This window comes from Rhodoblastus sp. (genome assembly GCF_041915505.1).
In the GTDB taxonomy this organism is placed as follows: domain Bacteria; phylum Pseudomonadota; class Alphaproteobacteria; order Rhizobiales; family Beijerinckiaceae; genus Rhodoblastus.
Genome location: NZ_JAYSBG010000048.1, coordinates 1 through 15,197 on the forward strand (window position 1 = coordinate 1; position 15,197 = coordinate 15,197).

Annotated in this window: 15 protein-coding genes; 7 read left to right on the top strand and 8 right to left on the bottom strand. The window is 62.6% G+C overall.

Annotated elements, in window-relative coordinates:
* Positions 1-1,551: excinuclease ABC subunit UvrA (uvrA, locus tag ACE3S9_RS05310; RefSeq protein ID WP_374545398.1), on the top strand; the 1,551-nt coding region annotated here is incomplete at its 5' end.
* A 493-nt stretch (positions 1,552-2,044) separates the two neighbouring features.
* Here uvrA and ACE3S9_RS05315 read toward each other — a convergent pair.
* The 4 genes from ACE3S9_RS05315 to yajC are packed head-to-tail and all read right to left on the bottom strand — an operon-like array spanning position 2,045 to position 5,373.
* Positions 2,045-2,434, bottom strand: a complete 390-nt coding sequence (locus tag ACE3S9_RS05315; protein WP_374545399.1) for an Mth938-like domain-containing protein — start codon at positions 2,432-2,434, stop codon at positions 2,045-2,047.
* A gap of 16 nt (positions 2,435-2,450) precedes the next feature.
* A complete protein-coding gene (gene secF, locus ACE3S9_RS05320) occupies positions 2,451-3,407 on the bottom strand; it encodes a protein translocase subunit SecF (protein ID WP_374545400.1) in 957 nt (318 codons plus the stop codon).
* Between the two features lie 13 nt (positions 3,408-3,420).
* A complete protein-coding gene (secD, locus tag ACE3S9_RS05325) occupies positions 3,421-5,001 on the bottom strand; it encodes a protein translocase subunit SecD (RefSeq protein ID WP_374545401.1) in 1,581 nt (526 codons plus the stop codon).
* A gap of 30 nt (positions 5,002-5,031) precedes the next feature.
* Positions 5,032-5,373: a preprotein translocase subunit YajC gene (gene yajC, locus ACE3S9_RS05330; protein ID WP_374545402.1), complete on the bottom strand. Its 342-nt coding sequence runs from the start codon at positions 5,371-5,373 to the stop codon at positions 5,032-5,034.
* Between the two features lie 150 nt (positions 5,374-5,523).
* Here yajC and ACE3S9_RS05335 point away from each other — a divergent pair, with 150 nt between their 5' ends.
* A complete protein-coding gene (locus ACE3S9_RS05335) occupies positions 5,524-6,426 on the top strand; it encodes an ATP-binding protein (RefSeq protein ID WP_374545403.1) in 903 nt (300 codons plus the stop codon).
* A gap of 6 nt (positions 6,427-6,432) precedes the next feature.
* Here the strand turns inward: ACE3S9_RS05335 and ACE3S9_RS05340 are convergent, their stop codons facing one another.
* On the bottom strand, positions 6,433-6,765 hold the full coding sequence (locus ACE3S9_RS05340) for a hypothetical protein (protein ID WP_374545404.1): 333 nt from the start codon (positions 6,763-6,765) through the stop codon (positions 6,433-6,435).
* 491 nt (positions 6,766-7,256) lie between these two features.
* On the opposite strand from ACE3S9_RS05340, the gene ACE3S9_RS05345 reads away from it, so the two are divergent.
* Complete coding sequence (locus ACE3S9_RS05345; RefSeq protein WP_374545405.1) at positions 7,257-7,769, top strand: ImmA/IrrE family metallo-endopeptidase; 513 nt, start codon at positions 7,257-7,259, stop codon at positions 7,767-7,769.
* Positions 7,770-7,994: 225 nt separating this feature from the next.
* Positions 7,995-8,870, top strand: a complete 876-nt coding sequence (locus tag ACE3S9_RS05350) for an IS1 family transposase (protein ID WP_374545406.1) — start codon at positions 7,995-7,997, stop codon at positions 8,868-8,870.
* A 24-nt stretch (positions 8,871-8,894) separates the two neighbouring features.
* Here ACE3S9_RS05350 and ACE3S9_RS05355 read toward each other — a convergent pair whose 3' ends face one another.
* Positions 8,895-9,176 carry a hypothetical protein gene (locus ACE3S9_RS05355; protein WP_374545407.1) on the bottom strand — a complete coding sequence of 94 codons (282 nt, stop codon included), beginning with the start codon at positions 9,174-9,176 and terminating at the stop codon, positions 8,895-8,897.
* A gap of 57 nt (positions 9,177-9,233) precedes the next feature.
* Entirely contained in the window at positions 9,234-9,464 is a 231-nt protein-coding gene (locus ACE3S9_RS05360) for a hypothetical protein (protein ID WP_374545408.1), read from the bottom strand.
* A 541-nt stretch (positions 9,465-10,005) separates the two neighbouring features.
* Between ACE3S9_RS05360 and lexA the strand changes: the two genes are divergently transcribed.
* Positions 10,006-10,710 carry a transcriptional repressor LexA gene (gene lexA, locus ACE3S9_RS05365; RefSeq protein ID WP_374545409.1) on the top strand — a complete coding sequence of 235 codons (705 nt, stop codon included), beginning with the start codon at positions 10,006-10,008 and terminating at the stop codon, positions 10,708-10,710.
* Positions 10,711-10,741: 31 nt separating this feature from the next.
* Here lexA and ACE3S9_RS05370 read toward each other — a convergent pair whose 3' ends face one another.
* Positions 10,742-13,081 carry a ComEC/Rec2 family competence protein gene (locus ACE3S9_RS05370; protein ID WP_374545410.1) on the bottom strand — a complete coding sequence of 780 codons (2,340 nt, stop codon included), beginning with the start codon at positions 13,079-13,081 and terminating at the stop codon, positions 10,742-10,744.
* Positions 13,082-13,186: 105 nt separating this feature from the next.
* Between ACE3S9_RS05370 and gltX the strand changes: the two genes are divergently transcribed.
* A complete protein-coding gene (gltX, locus tag ACE3S9_RS05375) occupies positions 13,187-14,623 on the top strand; it encodes a glutamate--tRNA ligase (protein WP_374545411.1) in 1,437 nt (478 codons plus the stop codon).
* Positions 14,624-14,790: 167 nt separating this feature from the next.
* Positions 14,791-15,197 (top strand): citrate/2-methylcitrate synthase (locus ACE3S9_RS05380; RefSeq protein ID WP_374545412.1); only part of this gene is annotated, 407 nt, incomplete at its 3' end.

Genomic DNA, 15,197 nt, shown 5'->3' on the forward strand with positions numbered 1-15,197 from the left:
TGGTTCAAGACCCTGCCGGAAAAGCTCGATTCCAAGCGGCAGGAAATCGCCTCGCGCATCCTGCGCGAGATCGACGAGCGCCTGAAGTTCCTGATCGATGTCGGGCTGGATTATCTCACCCTCGCGCGCGGTTCGGGCTCGCTTTCAGGCGGCGAAAGCCAGCGCATCCGCCTCGCCTCGCAGATCGGCTCCGGCCTCACTGGCGTGCTTTACGTGCTTGACGAGCCCTCGATCGGCCTGCACCAGCGCGACAACGCCCGCCTGCTCGAAACCCTGCGGCGGCTGCGCGATCTCGGTAATTCGGTCATTGTCGTGGAACATGACGAGGACGCCGTCCGCACCGCCGATTATGTCGTCGATGTCGGCCCCGGCGCCGGCGTGCATGGCGGCGAGATCGTGGCGCAGGGCACGCCGGCCGATATCATGGCCGACGAAGATTCCCTCACCGGCGCCTATCTGACCGGCCGCCTGCAAGTCGCGACGCCGAAAAAGCGCCGCAAGCCGGAAGCGGACCGCAAATTGCGGCTGACCGGCGCGCGCGGCAACAATCTGCACAATGTCACGGCGGAAATTCCGCTCGGCCTGTTCACCTGCATCACCGGCGTCTCCGGCGGCGGCAAGTCCACTCTGGTGATCGACACGCTCTACAAGGCGGTGGCGCGGCGGCTCAATGGCGCGCTGGAGCATCCCGCCCCCTTCGATAGCCTGGAAGGGCTGGAGCTGATCGACAAGGTCATCGACATCGACCAGTCGCCGATCGGCCGCACGCCGCGCTCCAATCCCGCCACCTATATCGGCGCCTTCACGCCGATCCGCGACTGGTTCGCCGGCCTGCCCGAGGCCAAGGCGCGCGGCTACGGGCCGGGGCGATTCTCGTTCAATGTCAAAGGCGGCCGCTGCGAGGCCTGCCAGGGCGACGGCGTCATCAAGATCGAAATGCACTTCCTGCCAGACGTTTATGTCACCTGCGACGTCTGCAAGGGCAAGCGCTACGACCGCGAGACGCTGGAAGTGCGCTATCGCGACAAGAGCATCGCCGATGTGCTCGACATGACCGTCGAAGAGGCGGCGGACCTGTTCAAGGCGGCGCCGTCGATCCGCGACAAGATGCAGACGCTGGCGCGGGTCGGGCTCGGCTATGTCAAGGTCGGACAGCAGGCCACGACACTCTCGGGCGGCGAGGCGCAGCGCGTGAAATTGTCCAAGGAATTGTCGCGCCGCTCGACCGGGCGGACGCTCTATATCCTGGACGAGCCGACCACCGGGCTGCATTTCCACGACGTGAAGAAGTTGCTGGAAGTGCTGCACGAACTGGTCGAGCAGGGTAATAGCGTGGTGGTGATCGAGCATAATCTCGAAGTCATCAAGACGGCCGACTGGATCATTGACATGGGCCCGGAAGGCGGCGACGGCGGCGGGCGCATCGTCGCCCAGGGCCCGCCGGAGGCGATTTTGCGCGAGACGGCCTCCTATACCGGGCGCTTTCTCAAGGAAGTGCTGGAGCGCCGGCCCATCGACGCCGGGCCCCAACGCGCGAAAACACGCGCCTAATCGCGCGGCTTCCGGCGGCCTGCTGCTTCCGTCCTAACCGGAAGGTTGGGGCGCCTATTTTTTCGCGCCTGCGATAAAAATCATCATGAGACTCGTGAATTGCCCGTCGGCTCCCGCTATGCAAAAGTGAATTGCTGCTTTGCAAAAAAATATGTTCCCCTCAGCCGCTGTTGTGTTCACACTTGGTTCATAGACGAACGGTTTAAATAGATAGTCGACAAACGAGATCGGCCATCAGACGGATCCAGTCACGACATAGCCGCAAGGCATTCGGTTTTCTGAACGGGCGCGGTTCAACCCCCGTTCAATTGCGCCCGCCGGTTCCTCCCCCCGGCGGGCGCCTTTTCTTTCAGGCCGCTTCAGGCGCTGTCTTATAGCGTTTTCAAGCGAAGTGGATGCCGGTTCGCGTAAAGAACCGTAGGTCCGCAAAGCGAATACGCGTCAAAACAAAAACCTAGATCGTTTGATTGTTTCCATGAAACAATCAAACGATCTAGGGAATGGCGATCAGCACCGCGCCGACCAATCTCCGCTCGCCAAGCAGGATATTATAGGTCTGGCAGGCGGCGCCGGTACTCATCGGGTCGCTGGAAATGCCGAGCGCGCGCAATTTCTGCTTCAAAGCCGCCGGAACCGGCCGCAGCGACGCCCCGCAGCCGAATAGCATCAGCTCAACCGAGCCGCGCGGCAGCGCGAACAGCGGCGCGAGCGCGGCTTCATCGACTTCGGCGAAACTTTTTGGCGCAAAGGCGCGGATGCCGTCCGGCAGAGCCAGCAGCGAGCCGCGATGCGACATGCCGCCGAAGGAAAAGCCCCCGGCGCCGACGCTGTCGATCGGGAAGCGGCCGGGCAGGAAACCGTCATATTTCGGCGTCGGCGCCATCGAACGCGCTTGCCCCTCAGGCGTTGGGCGCCGGCCGGGCCGCCGCCTTGCCGGCCGGGATATCCTCGGCGGCGCGCGATTCGTTGCGCAGGCCGAGATAGATCAAAGTCGGCGAGCAGATGAAGATCGACGAATAAGTGGCGACGAAAATGCCCCACATCATCGCCAGCGAGAACGAGCGGATCACCTGGCCGCCGAAGACTACCAGCGACAGCAGCGCCAGGAATACGGTGGTCGCGGTCATCAAGGTGCGCGGCAAAACCGCATTGATCGACAGGTCGATCAACTGGTCCGTTGGCATCTTTTTGTATTTCCGCATGTTCTCGCGGATGCGGTCGAGCACCACCACGGTTTCGTTGAGCGAATAACCGACGATGGTCAGGATCGCCGCGATCGACGTGGTGTTGAATTCGAGCTGGGTGATCGAGAAGAACCCGACCGTCAGCAGCAGATCGTGCATGGTCGCGATGATCGCGGCGATGGCGAATTGCCATTCGAACCGGAACCACAGATAGGCCAGCACCGCGAAGATCGAGAGCACAACGCCGAGCGTGCCCTGCTGGACCAGTTCGCCAGAAACGCGCGGGCCGACCACTTCGACGCGGCGGAATTCGTAGGAATCGCCGAGCGCGGACTTGACCTTCTCGACCGCCGCCTGCTGCGCGGAATCGCCGCCCGGCTGCATGCCGAACCGGATTGAGGCGTCGGCGGGCGTGCCGAAGCCCTGGACTTCGAGATCGCCGAGCCCGAGATGCTCGGACAGGTCGCGAATATAGGACAGGTCGACCGTGCCCGACTTGGCCTGCACCTCCAAGAGCGTGCCGCCCGAAAAGTCGATGCCGAAATTCATGCCGACCAGCAGAAACAGCAGGACGGAAATGATCGAGAGCACGGCCGAGAAGGGATAGGACACGCGCCGGAAGCGCATGAACGGGAATTTGGTGTTTTCAGGCGCGAGGCGCAGCAGCTTCATCGCAAGGATCCCGTCAGATCGGCAGCTTGGTCGGGCGCGCGTAACGATACCACAAGGCGATCATCATCCGCGTCATGGTCACCGCGGTGACGATGGTGGTGAGAATGCCGAGCGCCAGCGAAACCGCGAAGCCGCGCACCGGGCCGGAGCCCAGGAAATAGAGAATCGCCGCGACCACGAACATGGTGACGTTGGAATCGACGATGGTGGCGAAGGCGCGGTTGAAGCCGGCGTCGAGCGCCGAAATCAGCGAACGTCCGGCATGGGATTCCTCGCGGATGCGCTCGTAGATCAGCACGTTGGAATCGACCGCCATGCCGATGGTGAGCACGATGCCCGCGATGCCGGGGAGCGTCAAAGTCGCGCGCAGCAGCACCAGGGCCGCGAAGATGAAGGAAATATGGATCAGCAGCGCGACATTGGCGAAAACGCCGAATACGCCATAGGTGATCAGCATATAGGTCACGACGAGCACCGCCGCCCAATAGGCCGCGCGCTTGCCGGCGTCGATCGAATCCTGGCCGAGGCCGGGGCCGACCGTGCGCTCCTCGACAATGTTCAGCTTGGCCGGCAGCGCGCCGGCGCGCAGCAGGATGGCGAGATTATTGGCCTGCTCAACCGTGAAGCGGCCCGAAATCTGGCCGGAGCCGCCGGTGATCGGCCCGAGAATGCGCGGCGCCGAAATGACCTTGTTGTCCAGCACGATGGCGAAGGGTCTGCCGACATTGGCCGATGTCACCTGGCCGAATTTCTGGCCGCCGCGAATATTGAAGCGGAAATTGACGACCGGCTCGCCGCTGCGCTGGTCGAAGCCTGGCTGGGCGTCGGTGAGATCCTCGCCCTGCACCATGACCTGTTTTTCGACCGGCAATTTGCCGGGCTGGTCGGCCTGGTCGAGCATGTCGACATCGGCGGGATTGGCCCCCGGCTCGCCGACCAGGCGGAATTCCAGCTTGGCGGTGGTGCCGACAATGTCCTTCAGGCGATTGGTGTCCTGCAGGCCGGGCACTTCGACCAGAATGCGGTCCGAGCCCTGGCGCTGGATGTTCGGCTCGGTGGTGCCGAGGCCGTTGACGCGGCGGTTGAGCACTTCGATGGTCTGCTCGACAGCGCGGCGGATCTTGTTGTCGATGGCGGCGTCGGTCAGGTTGAGCTTGAGCAGGCCGTCGCCGGCGTCGGAAATATCTAGGCCCGAGCCGCCCGGCCCGGCCGAAAGCTGAACCAGCCCATAGAGCTTGGGCATGATTCGCGTCCGCTCGGCGGCGTCGGGAATGCGAACCTGCACGCCGCGCGGATTGACGCCGATGCCGCCGGAAATGGCGATTTTCTCGTCGCGCAGCAGGCGGCGCAGGTCGTCGCGCAGATTTCCGGTCATGGAGCGGACGACGTCGGCGCGGTCGACTTCATAGAGCAGATGCGCGCCGCCCTGGAGGTCGAGGCCGAGCACGATGGAATTCGGCGGCAGCCAGGACGGCAGGATCGCCGCGAGCCGGGCGCGGTTGTCGGGTCCGATCATGCTGGGAAGGCAGATCAGGATGGCGATCAGGGTCGCGGCGACGGTAAGGGCGATTTTCCAGGGAGCGAAACGCATCATGGCGGGCGGCTGATTCCGTATCTTGCGCCGTCAGGCGTTGTCCTTGACCGGCTCGCCCTTGGCGCGCACTTCCGCAATGGCCGAGCGGTTCTGGCGCACGCGGACATTGGGGGCGATTTCGATCTCGATTTCGGAATCGTCGATGGTCTTGGTGACCTTGCCGATCAGTCCGCCATTGGTGACGACGGTATCGCCGCGGCGGATATTGCCGATCATGTCCTGATGCGCCTTGGCGCGCTGCTGCTGCGGACGCAGGATCAGGAAATACATGATGATCAGGATGATGCCGAACGGCGCCAGTTGCATCAGCACGTCGGCGCCGCCTGAGGCGCCCGCGGCGGACTGAGCGAAGGCCGGGGTGATGAAATTCATGTCACGCTTCCGTTCTGTTGGCGCGAACGACGCGCCGGGACAAAATCGCGCCGGACTATAGCGGCTGCAAAGCTGAAAGCAATCGTTGGCGCGCGCGAAGCTTGAGTCTTTGACCGCGCGGTCCTAAACCGGTCTCCCATTTTGACCGGAATGACCCTCATGGCCCCGCGCGACCCCTCATCGGAAGCTCAAGACACGCCCCAACTGCTCGCCCGCATCGCCGAGGCGCTGGAGCGGCTGAGCCCCCCGCCCCCGCCGCGTCCGGACCTTGCCGCCGCCGACGCCTTCGTCTGGCGCGCCGAGACGCAGACCCTCGCGCCGGTGAAGAAGGTCAGCCGCGTCGAACTTGCTCTTTTGCGCGGCGTCGCCTTTCTGCGCGACCAATTGCTGGGGAATACCGAGCGTTTCGCGCGCGGTCTGCCAGCCAATAATGTGCTGCTGTGGGGCGCGCGCGGCATGGGCAAATCCTCGTTGGTCAAGGCGGCCCATGCGGACGTTAGCGCCCGCCTTGCCGGTGCGCCCGGCTTCACGGGCCTGAAACTGATCGAGATTCACCGCGAGGATATCGAATCCCTGCCGGCGCTGATGGCCCTGCTGCGCGACGCCGACCAGCGTTTCATCATTTTCTGCGACGACCTTTCCTTCGACGGCGGCGACGCCTCCTATAAATCGCTCAAGGCGGTCCTGGAGGGCGGCGTCGAGGGGCGTCCCGCCAATGTCCTGTTCTACGCCACCTCCAACCGCCGGCATCTGCTGCCGCGCGACATGGTGGACAATGAGCGCTCCACCGCGATCAACCCCGGCGAGGCGGTCGAGGAAAAGGTTTCGCTGTCCGACCGTTTCGGCCTCTGGCTCGGCTTCCACAAATGCAGCCAGGACGATTATCTCGAAATGGTCTTCGTCTATGCGAGCCATTACGGGCTCGACGCCCCCGAGGAGCAGATCCGGGCGGAGGCGCTGGAATGGGCGATCACGCGCGCCTCGCGCTCAGGCCGCGCGGCCTTTCAATATATTCAGGACCTCGCCGGACGGCTGGGCAAGACGCTCGATTGAACGGCCTTAGCCGTCGTCGCGCGGCCTGATCGCGTCGAGCCGGGCCAGCAGGCTTGACGCGCGGCCCCGGCGCCGCTCGCGCAAGGCGGCGAGATCTTTTTCCGCGCGCGCCTCCAGGACGGCGCGAATCTCGGCCTCCGCCGCCGTCGCGGCGCTTCTGAGGGCGTCGCGCTCTTCCAGCTCGGCGCCGCGTTCCGCCAGTATCGAATCGTAAAGCGCTGCGACAGCGCCGGAATCCGAATCGTCGGCGCCAGCGAAAACAGCCTTGAGCCGCTCCGCCTCGGCCAGGCGCGCCTTGACCTTCTCGCGATGGCGGCGCTGCTTTTCAGCCCCGGTCAAGGCTGTGGGACCAAGTCTACGCATATCGGCCCAGTTGTGACGATTCGTTGTTCTTGTCAGCTTACGGCGAGGCGCGACGCCTTGGCAAACCGCGGTTCGCGCCGCCGGAACCTTTCGGCGCTAACGAAAAAGGAACATTTTGGTAGTGTCTCAGTTTGACTGATGTTCTATTTTTGTTCTATATTATGTACGCTGAGTTAGCGTGTTAGGCTGTCAAGAGGGGTTGTGGACATTTTAACCGAATCTCCCCATCTTCCCCCACAGAGGAGCCTTCCCATGCCGAAAGGCCCACAAGGACAGAAGCGCCCGGCTGATGCGATTGGCTGCGCCATTACGGTCGCCAAGATCGCCATCGGGGAAATCGAAGAGACACCCGCGCCCTCCGGCAAGACCCGTTCGGGAAAAGCTGGGGCGAAAGCGCGCGCGGAGAAATTGACCCAAGAGGAGCGGTCTGCCATCGCCAAAAAGGCGGCGGCAGGTCGGTGGAAGTGATGACGACTCTGCTATCGCGCCCTGATTATGTTAAGGTGAAGCGCGAAGTAGCCCGCATTCTTGAGGAATTTGCAATCACAGAGCCGCCAGTTGACCCTGTGCGAATTGCACGTATGCTTGGTGTAACAGTTTATTTTGTCACTTTTGAGCAGTCAAAGCAGAATATATCTGGATTTTTTGACTGCGATGAAAGGGCAATTTTCGTTAATAAAGACGAATATCCTCTTCGGCAAACTTTTACAATCGCGCATGAGCTTGGTCATAAAGTGCTTCATGAAGCGTGGGCGAAATCGAGTGACTATAGGGTTCTGTTGAGAGATTCGAACTACCAAGCTGACGAGCCACACGAAAAGGAAGCTAATGCCTTTGCTGCGCATTTGCTTGTTCCGAGGTTTATGCTTGATAAATATTATAAGCGATTGAACCTAGAGCAGCTCTCAACTCTGTTTGCAGTTTCTGTCCCAATGATAAAAAATAGGTTGGCCTTTGAATACGGGATTAGACAGGGCTGAGGCAAAAGGAGCGATTCTTAAGCGCGAGTCTGGCGACCCAGAGCTAGAAGAGACGCTTTCGAGCGCGCACCAATACCAGCTTGGCCTTACAAAAGAACAGAATCGTCAAGAGCTTTTTCATTTTCTGGAACTTGCCTCGCGTTCATTTTTGGCAAGGGATTAAGTTCGGATTCTAAATGATCTTTTTGCTTGCTAATATGATACGCAAGCATTATGTTCATTTTCATGAACAAGCTTCCGCTCGCCACTCGCGTTCAAATTCTCAGCCTTCTGTGCGAGGGCTCCTCGATGCGGTCGATATCCCGCGTCGCTGACGTGTCGATCAACACCGTCACGAAGCTGCTTGTTGACGCTGGCACCGTTTGCGCCGCTTACCATGACCAATACGTTCGCAACGTGAAATCGAAGCGCGTCCAGTGCGACGAGATTTGGTCTTTCTGCTACGCGAAGGAAAAGAACGTTGGGGCTGCGGTTGCTGCCCCGGATGGCGCCGGCGACGTTTGGACATGGACCGCGATCGACGCCGATACAAAACTGATGATTTCGTGGGGTGTGGGCGACCGCGATGCGGTTACGGGCCGCGCTTTCATGGAGGACGTTGCCAGCCGGTTAGCGTCGCGTGTTCAGCTCACGTCAGATGGTCACAGAGCTTATCTAGATGCCGTCCCTGCCGCATTTGACCAGGTTGATTTCGCCCAGCTCGTGAAGATTTATGGCCCTGCGGCTGGCGCTTCCGATGAGCGGAAATACAGCCCCGCCGAATGCAAGGGAACGAAGAAAAAGACGATCACGGGCAAGCCCGACCCGAAACATATTTCGACCAGCTACGTCGAGCGGCAAAACCTCAACATGCGGATGGGAATGCGCCGCTTCACCCGTTTGACAAACGCCTTTTCAAAAAAGATCGACAACCACGTCCACGCGCTGTCGCTCTACTTCGTGTTCTACAATTTCGTTCGCATCCACAAGTCGCTGAAAGTCAGCCCGGCGATGGCGGCGGGCGTAACCGACAAGCTCTGGGAAATTGAGGACATAGCCCAGCTCATAGAAGCGTATGAAGACCGGAAACGGGAGGCAAAGAAAAGGAAACCCGCCAAGTAGGCGGGTTTTTTATTGACGGAGGCGTTAATGCGATTCATCGCCAGTGATGAACCGGAAGCTGCGTTGCTGCGGTTGTGTGACCGTCATTTTAATGAAACCGCTGCCGGACGACCCGCCAAAGCTGTTGAACATGCCCCTGACGAGTTTATCAGCATGGTATTCGCCAGCTTCACGAATAACGTTTTCGAAGGTGTCGTTCGCCCCGCAGGTCGGACAGGAAAAAACGTCATTGGGCTGCGGATCAGCCGGTCCTTCGAGCGCCACGTGGCAGCTTGCGCAAAGGATTTTATGATTAGAAGTGCTCATAGCGTTCGCCTTCTGCAATAAGAAAGCCCCAGTCTGAGAGGACTGGGGCCAACGCGCTTAGAACAAACGACCCTGCGCAAGCAGATCGGGGAAGCGGTCCCCTTTCAGCACTTCGCAGACGCGGCCCTGGTTCACACCGTAATGGGCGGCGATCTGGTGTTGGGCCATTCCGGCGTCCCGCATTCGATGGAACATCGCGGCCATGTCGCGCGTGACCGGAGGCGATTTCCGACGACGCGGAAACGGGATAATCGTTTTGTTTTCAGGGGTATCGGACTCGGAAGACATGCTGATGTTTTCCTTTTGGAATCAGCACTTTCCGCTTGCCTTGGGACTCACCGCATGGCAATGTTCCGGTGTCTAGGCGGGCATTGTTTGCGGCGAGTCTTCGAGCAATCGAAAAGCTGTTACAGTGACCACGAGAAGGGGTGCGCCGGGTTCTCTTGGCCACCCCTTTTTCGTGCGCCGACGCGTGAATCGAATCGGTTCGCCATTTTCAACTCACCGATGATGACGAGTCTAGGAAATCCTTAAGATTTTCGGGTTTTACAACGGAATTGGGGATTTTGGGGACAAACGCCAATTCCCGCTTCTTTTCCGCTTTTCTTTTCCGCGACTCGTCAATTAGCCCTTGTGGGAATGGTGTGGAAAACTTTCCAGCCGCACCATTATCAAGCAAAAATTTCATTTACTCAAACTGAGACACTACCAACATTTTTATTGCAGAACTAAGCGCGAACATCTATGGTCTGTTCATGATTTGTCTAAGCCGATTCTAGCAGCCGGCGAGGGATATTCAGCGGACAAGCAAAACGAGACGGGCGCGACCATGCTAACCAAGAAACAAAGCGAATTGCTGCGCTATATTCATGAGCGCCTGAAGGAAACCGGCGTGCCGCCCTCGTTCGACGAGATGAAGGACGCTTTGGACCTGCGGTCCAAGTCGGGCATTCACCGCTTGATCATGGCGCTGGAGGAGCGCGGTTTCATTCGTCGCCTGCCCAATCGCGCGCGGGCGCTGGAAGTGTTGCGGCTACCCGAATCCGCCACGCCATCCGCGCCGCGCGCCGGTCGCTTCGCGCCAAGCGTGATCGAGGGCAATCTCGGCAAATCGCGCCCGGTGACGGCCGGCGATCCCGGCGATTTCAACCAGACGGTCGCCATTCCGGTCATGGGCCGGATCGCCGCCGGCACGCCGATTTCGGCGCTACAGACCCGTTCCCATTCGATCGCCTTGCCGCCGGACCTCCTGTCCAATGGCGAGCATTACGCGCTTGAAGTGCGCGGCGATTCGATGATCGAGGCCGGCATTCTCGACGGCGACACCGTCGTCATCAAGAAACAAGATACGGCCGAATCGGGCGATATTGTCGTGGCGCTGATCGACGACGAGGAGGCCACCTTGAAGCGCTTGCGCAAGCGCGGCGCCTCGATCGCGCTGGAGGCCGCCAATCCGGCCTATGAAACCCGCATTTTCGGGCCGGACCGCGTCAATATCCAGGGCAAGCTGGTCAGTCTCGTCCGGAAATATTGAAGCCGGGCGACGGCTTCGCGCGCCTCTGTCTTTATTCGGCGGGCTCTTCGGGCGGATCGTCCGGCGCGGGAGCGTTTCGGGGCGCCGCCGCGCCTGTGGGCGTGGGGATCGGCGTCGATGTGCGGCCGCGCGGGGCGCGCGACCAGGGGCGGTCTTCGCCGGGCGCGCGCGCCATGCGCCAGACCGGCCCCGCCGCCGAAGTCGGGCTCGACCCTTGTCCCGCGACTTGCGTTTCCGGCGCGAAGGTCAGCGTGACCGCTCCGGTTTCGGCGAGCCTGCGGCGATCCAGCAGGATTTTCGGCGCGCAGGAGCGTGGCGCATAGAGCGGCGAGATCACCACTTGCGCCCGCGCGCAATCCTCGTGGAAGGCCGAAGGGTCGAGCACCAGGGCGGCGTAATCGCCATTGCGCAGCACGCCGACGCAGCCTTGCGCGTCGCAGCGCCACGCTTTTTCCGTTTCCGCGCCGGGGCGGAGATCGGCGTCGGCCCGCAGCCATTGCTCCGCCGCGAAGGCGTTGTTCCTTTTGCCGAGAATGGTCAGCATCCCGTCGGCGTCGCGCAGCGCCGCGAGATCGCCGGTTGGCGCCACCGCGAGGTCCAAACGCCCGCCACTCGCCGCGCCCATCAAGCCCAGCGCCAGAAAGGGCAAGGCGGTGAGCTTCATCGTCCAGCTTCGCCACAACACGGCCGACAGCACCGCGAGCGCCAGGCCGAGAATGGCCCAGGGCGCGAAGGCCGGCAGCGCCAGCGTGGCGCCGGGCGCGTCGCCAATCCAGCGCGCGACGGTCATAATCATGGCGATGCCGGCGCCGAGATAGCTCCAGACCCAGCCGTCGAGGCCGAATGGATAGAGCAGCGAGCCAAGCAGCGCCGCCGGCACGGCGAACAGTTCGATCATCGCGAGCGTCAGCGGATTGCCGATCAGCACATAGGGGCTGAGTTCGTGGAAATCATTGGCCATGAAGGACGCGGTGGCCGAGGTCGCGCAAAAGGTCGCGATCAGGGCGCCGAACACGCCGTGGCGACTCATCTCTCGGACGTGAACGGCGAGACCATTCGCCTCCTTCTCCGCCTCGGTTCCGATCGCCTCGACAGGCATCGCCGGCCGGCGCGCGGCGGCGCGCGTTTCATAGACCGCGACCAGAGCGGCGACGGCGGCGAAGGAAAGCTGGAAACTGGCGCCCAGCAAAGCCTCGGGCTCCAGCGCGATCACCGCCAGCGCGGCGAAGGCCAGATTGCGCATGGTCAGCGTCGGGCGATCCGCCAGAACTGCCCCGAGCAGGATCAGCGTCATGAACAGAGCGCGCTCCGAGCCGACCCGCGAACCGGTGAACAGGCCATAGGCCAGCGCGGCGGCCATGGCCAGCGCCGCCGCCCATTTCTTGATCGGATAGTTCAGCGCCAGAACCGGGAACAAAGCCAGCAGACCGCGCAGGCCGACGAAGAAGATCCCCGCCACCAGGGTCATCTGCACGCCGGAAATGGTGATGATGTGGAAGATCCCGGCCTTGCGGATGGTCTCCCGCGCCGCCTCGGACAAGAGGTCGCGTTTGCCCGTGACCATGGCCGCGCCGATCGCGCCATTATCGCCGCCGATCGCATTATAAACCCGCAGGGCGAGCGCGTCGCGGGCGCGGTCAACCGCCGCGAAAAAGCGCAGCGTCCAAGCCGCCGGCTCGGGCGCGGGCGACGCCTCGGCCCGGCCCAGAACATTGCCGACCCCGCCGATGCGCTGGAAATAAGCGTCGCGGGCGAAATCATAGCCGCCGGGCAAAGCGGCATGGGCCGGCGGCAGCAGTCGCGCCTTGACGACGAGAAAATCGCCGGCGGCGAAGGCGGGGATGCCGCGCGAAGTCAGCCGCACGCGAAACGGCGTGCGCTCCGGCGCCAGCCCCTCGGCTTCGGTCACGCGCAACAGGAAGCGCGCGCCCTGAACGCGATAATCGACTTCCTCTACGAAGCCGGCGATCTCGCCGATGAAAGCGCGCTCCAATATGGGCGCGTCCACCCGCGCGGCGCGCCAGCCGCCGGCGAACTCGCCAGCGGCCATGGCCGCGAGCCCAACGAATAAAACCGATAACACGCGCCGAGACCGCGCCGCATAGGCCAAAGCCGAAAAGACCACGACGGCCGCGCCGACGATCCACAGCACGGGCTCGGTCGCGGCGGCGAGGTAGAAGATCGCGCCCGCTCCGGCTCCGACGGGCAGCCAGAGAAAGGGGCGGCGCAGCGCCCATTCCTCCTCCAGCGCCGCGCCGAGGCGGCGGAACAGGCCGGCGAGCGCGTCGCGCGGCGAGGCTCCGGCCCGCGCGGCGGCGCCGAAAACCCTGCCCGTCAGGCCCTTCGCCACCCCTCCGGGCAGGGACGCCATGCAATTCCCCTTTTTTTGCCGCCGACGCCCATGCTACACGAACGCGCCGCGGCAAGGCCACGCTCCTTTGCGCCATAACCCCGCGCCGCATCAGGTTTTCTCCCCATGTCCCAATCCGTCGTCACGCGCTTCGCCCCCTCGCCCACCGGCTACCTGCATATCGGCGGCGCGCGCACCGCTCTGTTCAACTGGCTGCTGGCCCGCCAGACCGGCGGCAGGATGCTGCTGCGCATCGAGGACACCGACCGCGAGCGCTCCACCGATTCCGCCATAGGCGCGATCATCGACGGCATGAAATGGCTGGGCCTCGACTGGGACGGCGACACGATCTACCAATTCGCCCGCGCCGACCGCCATCGCGAGGTCGCCGAGCAATTGCTCGCCAGGGGCGCCGCCTATAAATGCTATGCGTCGCCGCAAGAGCTCGAAGAAATGCGCGAGACCGCCCGCAAGGAGGGCCGCCCGCCGCGTTATGACGGGCGCTGGCGCGACCTCGGCGGCACGGAAGCCGAATCGCGGGCCATCGCGGAAGGCCGCAAGCCGGTGGTGCGCCTGAAGGCGCCGCGCGAGGGCGAGACCGTGATCGAGGACAAGGTCCAGGGAACGGTCACCTTCCCGAACAAGGATCTCGACGATCTGGTGCTGCTGCGTTCCGACGACACGCCGACCTATATGCTGGCCGTGGTGGTGGACGATCACGACATGGGCGTGACCCAGATCATTCGTGGCGACGATCACCTTACCAATGCCGCGCGGCAGACCCATATCTATCAGTCGATGGGCTGGGACATCCCGGCCTTCGCCCATATTCCGCTGATCCACGGGCCGGACGGCGCCAAAATGTCCAAGCGTCACGGCGCGCTGGGCGTCGACGCCTATCGCGCCATGGGCTACCTCCCCGAGGCCCTGCGCAATTATCTGGCGCGGCTCGGCTGGAGCCAGGGCGATCGCGAATTCTTCTCCACGCCGGAGCTGACCGAGGCTTTTTCGCTCGCGCAGGTGCATCGCTCGCCGGCGCGGTTCGATTATGTGAAGCTCGAAAATATGAACGGCCATTACATGCGGGCGATGGACGACAGCGCCTTGCTGGAGCAGTTCATCGCCGCCCTGCCCTATCTGCCCAACGGCCCGGACATTGCGGCCAAGCTGGACGAGACCAGGAAGGCGCAACTCGCCCGGGCGATGGCCGGCCTCAAGGAGCGCGCGAAAACCCTGATCGAACTTGCCGAAGGGGCGCAATTCCTGTTCGCGCAGCGGCCGCTTTCCTATGACGAAAAGGCGCGTGACTTGCTCGGCGAGTCCGGGCGCGCCCATCTCGCGGCGCTGTCGCCGCGCCTCGCCGCCTTGCCCGAATGGACCGCCGTCGCGGCCGAATCCGCCGTGCGCGCCTATGTCGCCGACAGCGGCGCCAAACTCGGCCAGGTCGCCCAGCCGTTGCGGGCCGCTCTGACCGGCCGCGCCACCTCGCCGGGCATTTTCGACGTGCTGGAAACGCTCGGCCGCGAAGAGAGTTTAGGCCGCATTGACGACGCCGCCGCGTGAGGCGGCGCCCCCTTGGTTTAAGGGATTGTCATCTTGAACCAGCGCCGACAATGGGCTAGTCATGTGCAGCGCACAAATTTTATGCGTTTTCCGTGGGTTTCCGTCCGGCCACGCGGCCTGAGGGAAGGCGGAACGCGGTCTGCAGCGTCAGCGAGAAGGCGAGTCTCATGAGCGAAACGGGCAAGTTTATTTTTGGCGACAAGACCGTGGAAATGCCGATCAAGCACGGCTCCATTGGCCCGGCTGTCGCGGATATCGCCAAATTATACGGCCAGACCGGCATGTTCACCTATGATCCGGGCTTCACCTCGACGGCGAGCTGTGAATCCAAGATCACCTTCATCGACGGCGACGAGGGCGTCCTGCTCTATCGCGGCTATCCGATCGAACAGCTCGCCGAACATGGCGACTTCCTGGAAAGCTGCTATCTGCTGCTTTATGGCGAATTGCCGACCGTCCAGCAGAAGGCCGATTTCGACTATCGCATCACGCGCCACACCATGGTGCATGAGCAGATGGCGAAATTCTTCACCGGCTTCCGCCGCGACGCCCATCCGATGGCGGTGATGGTGGG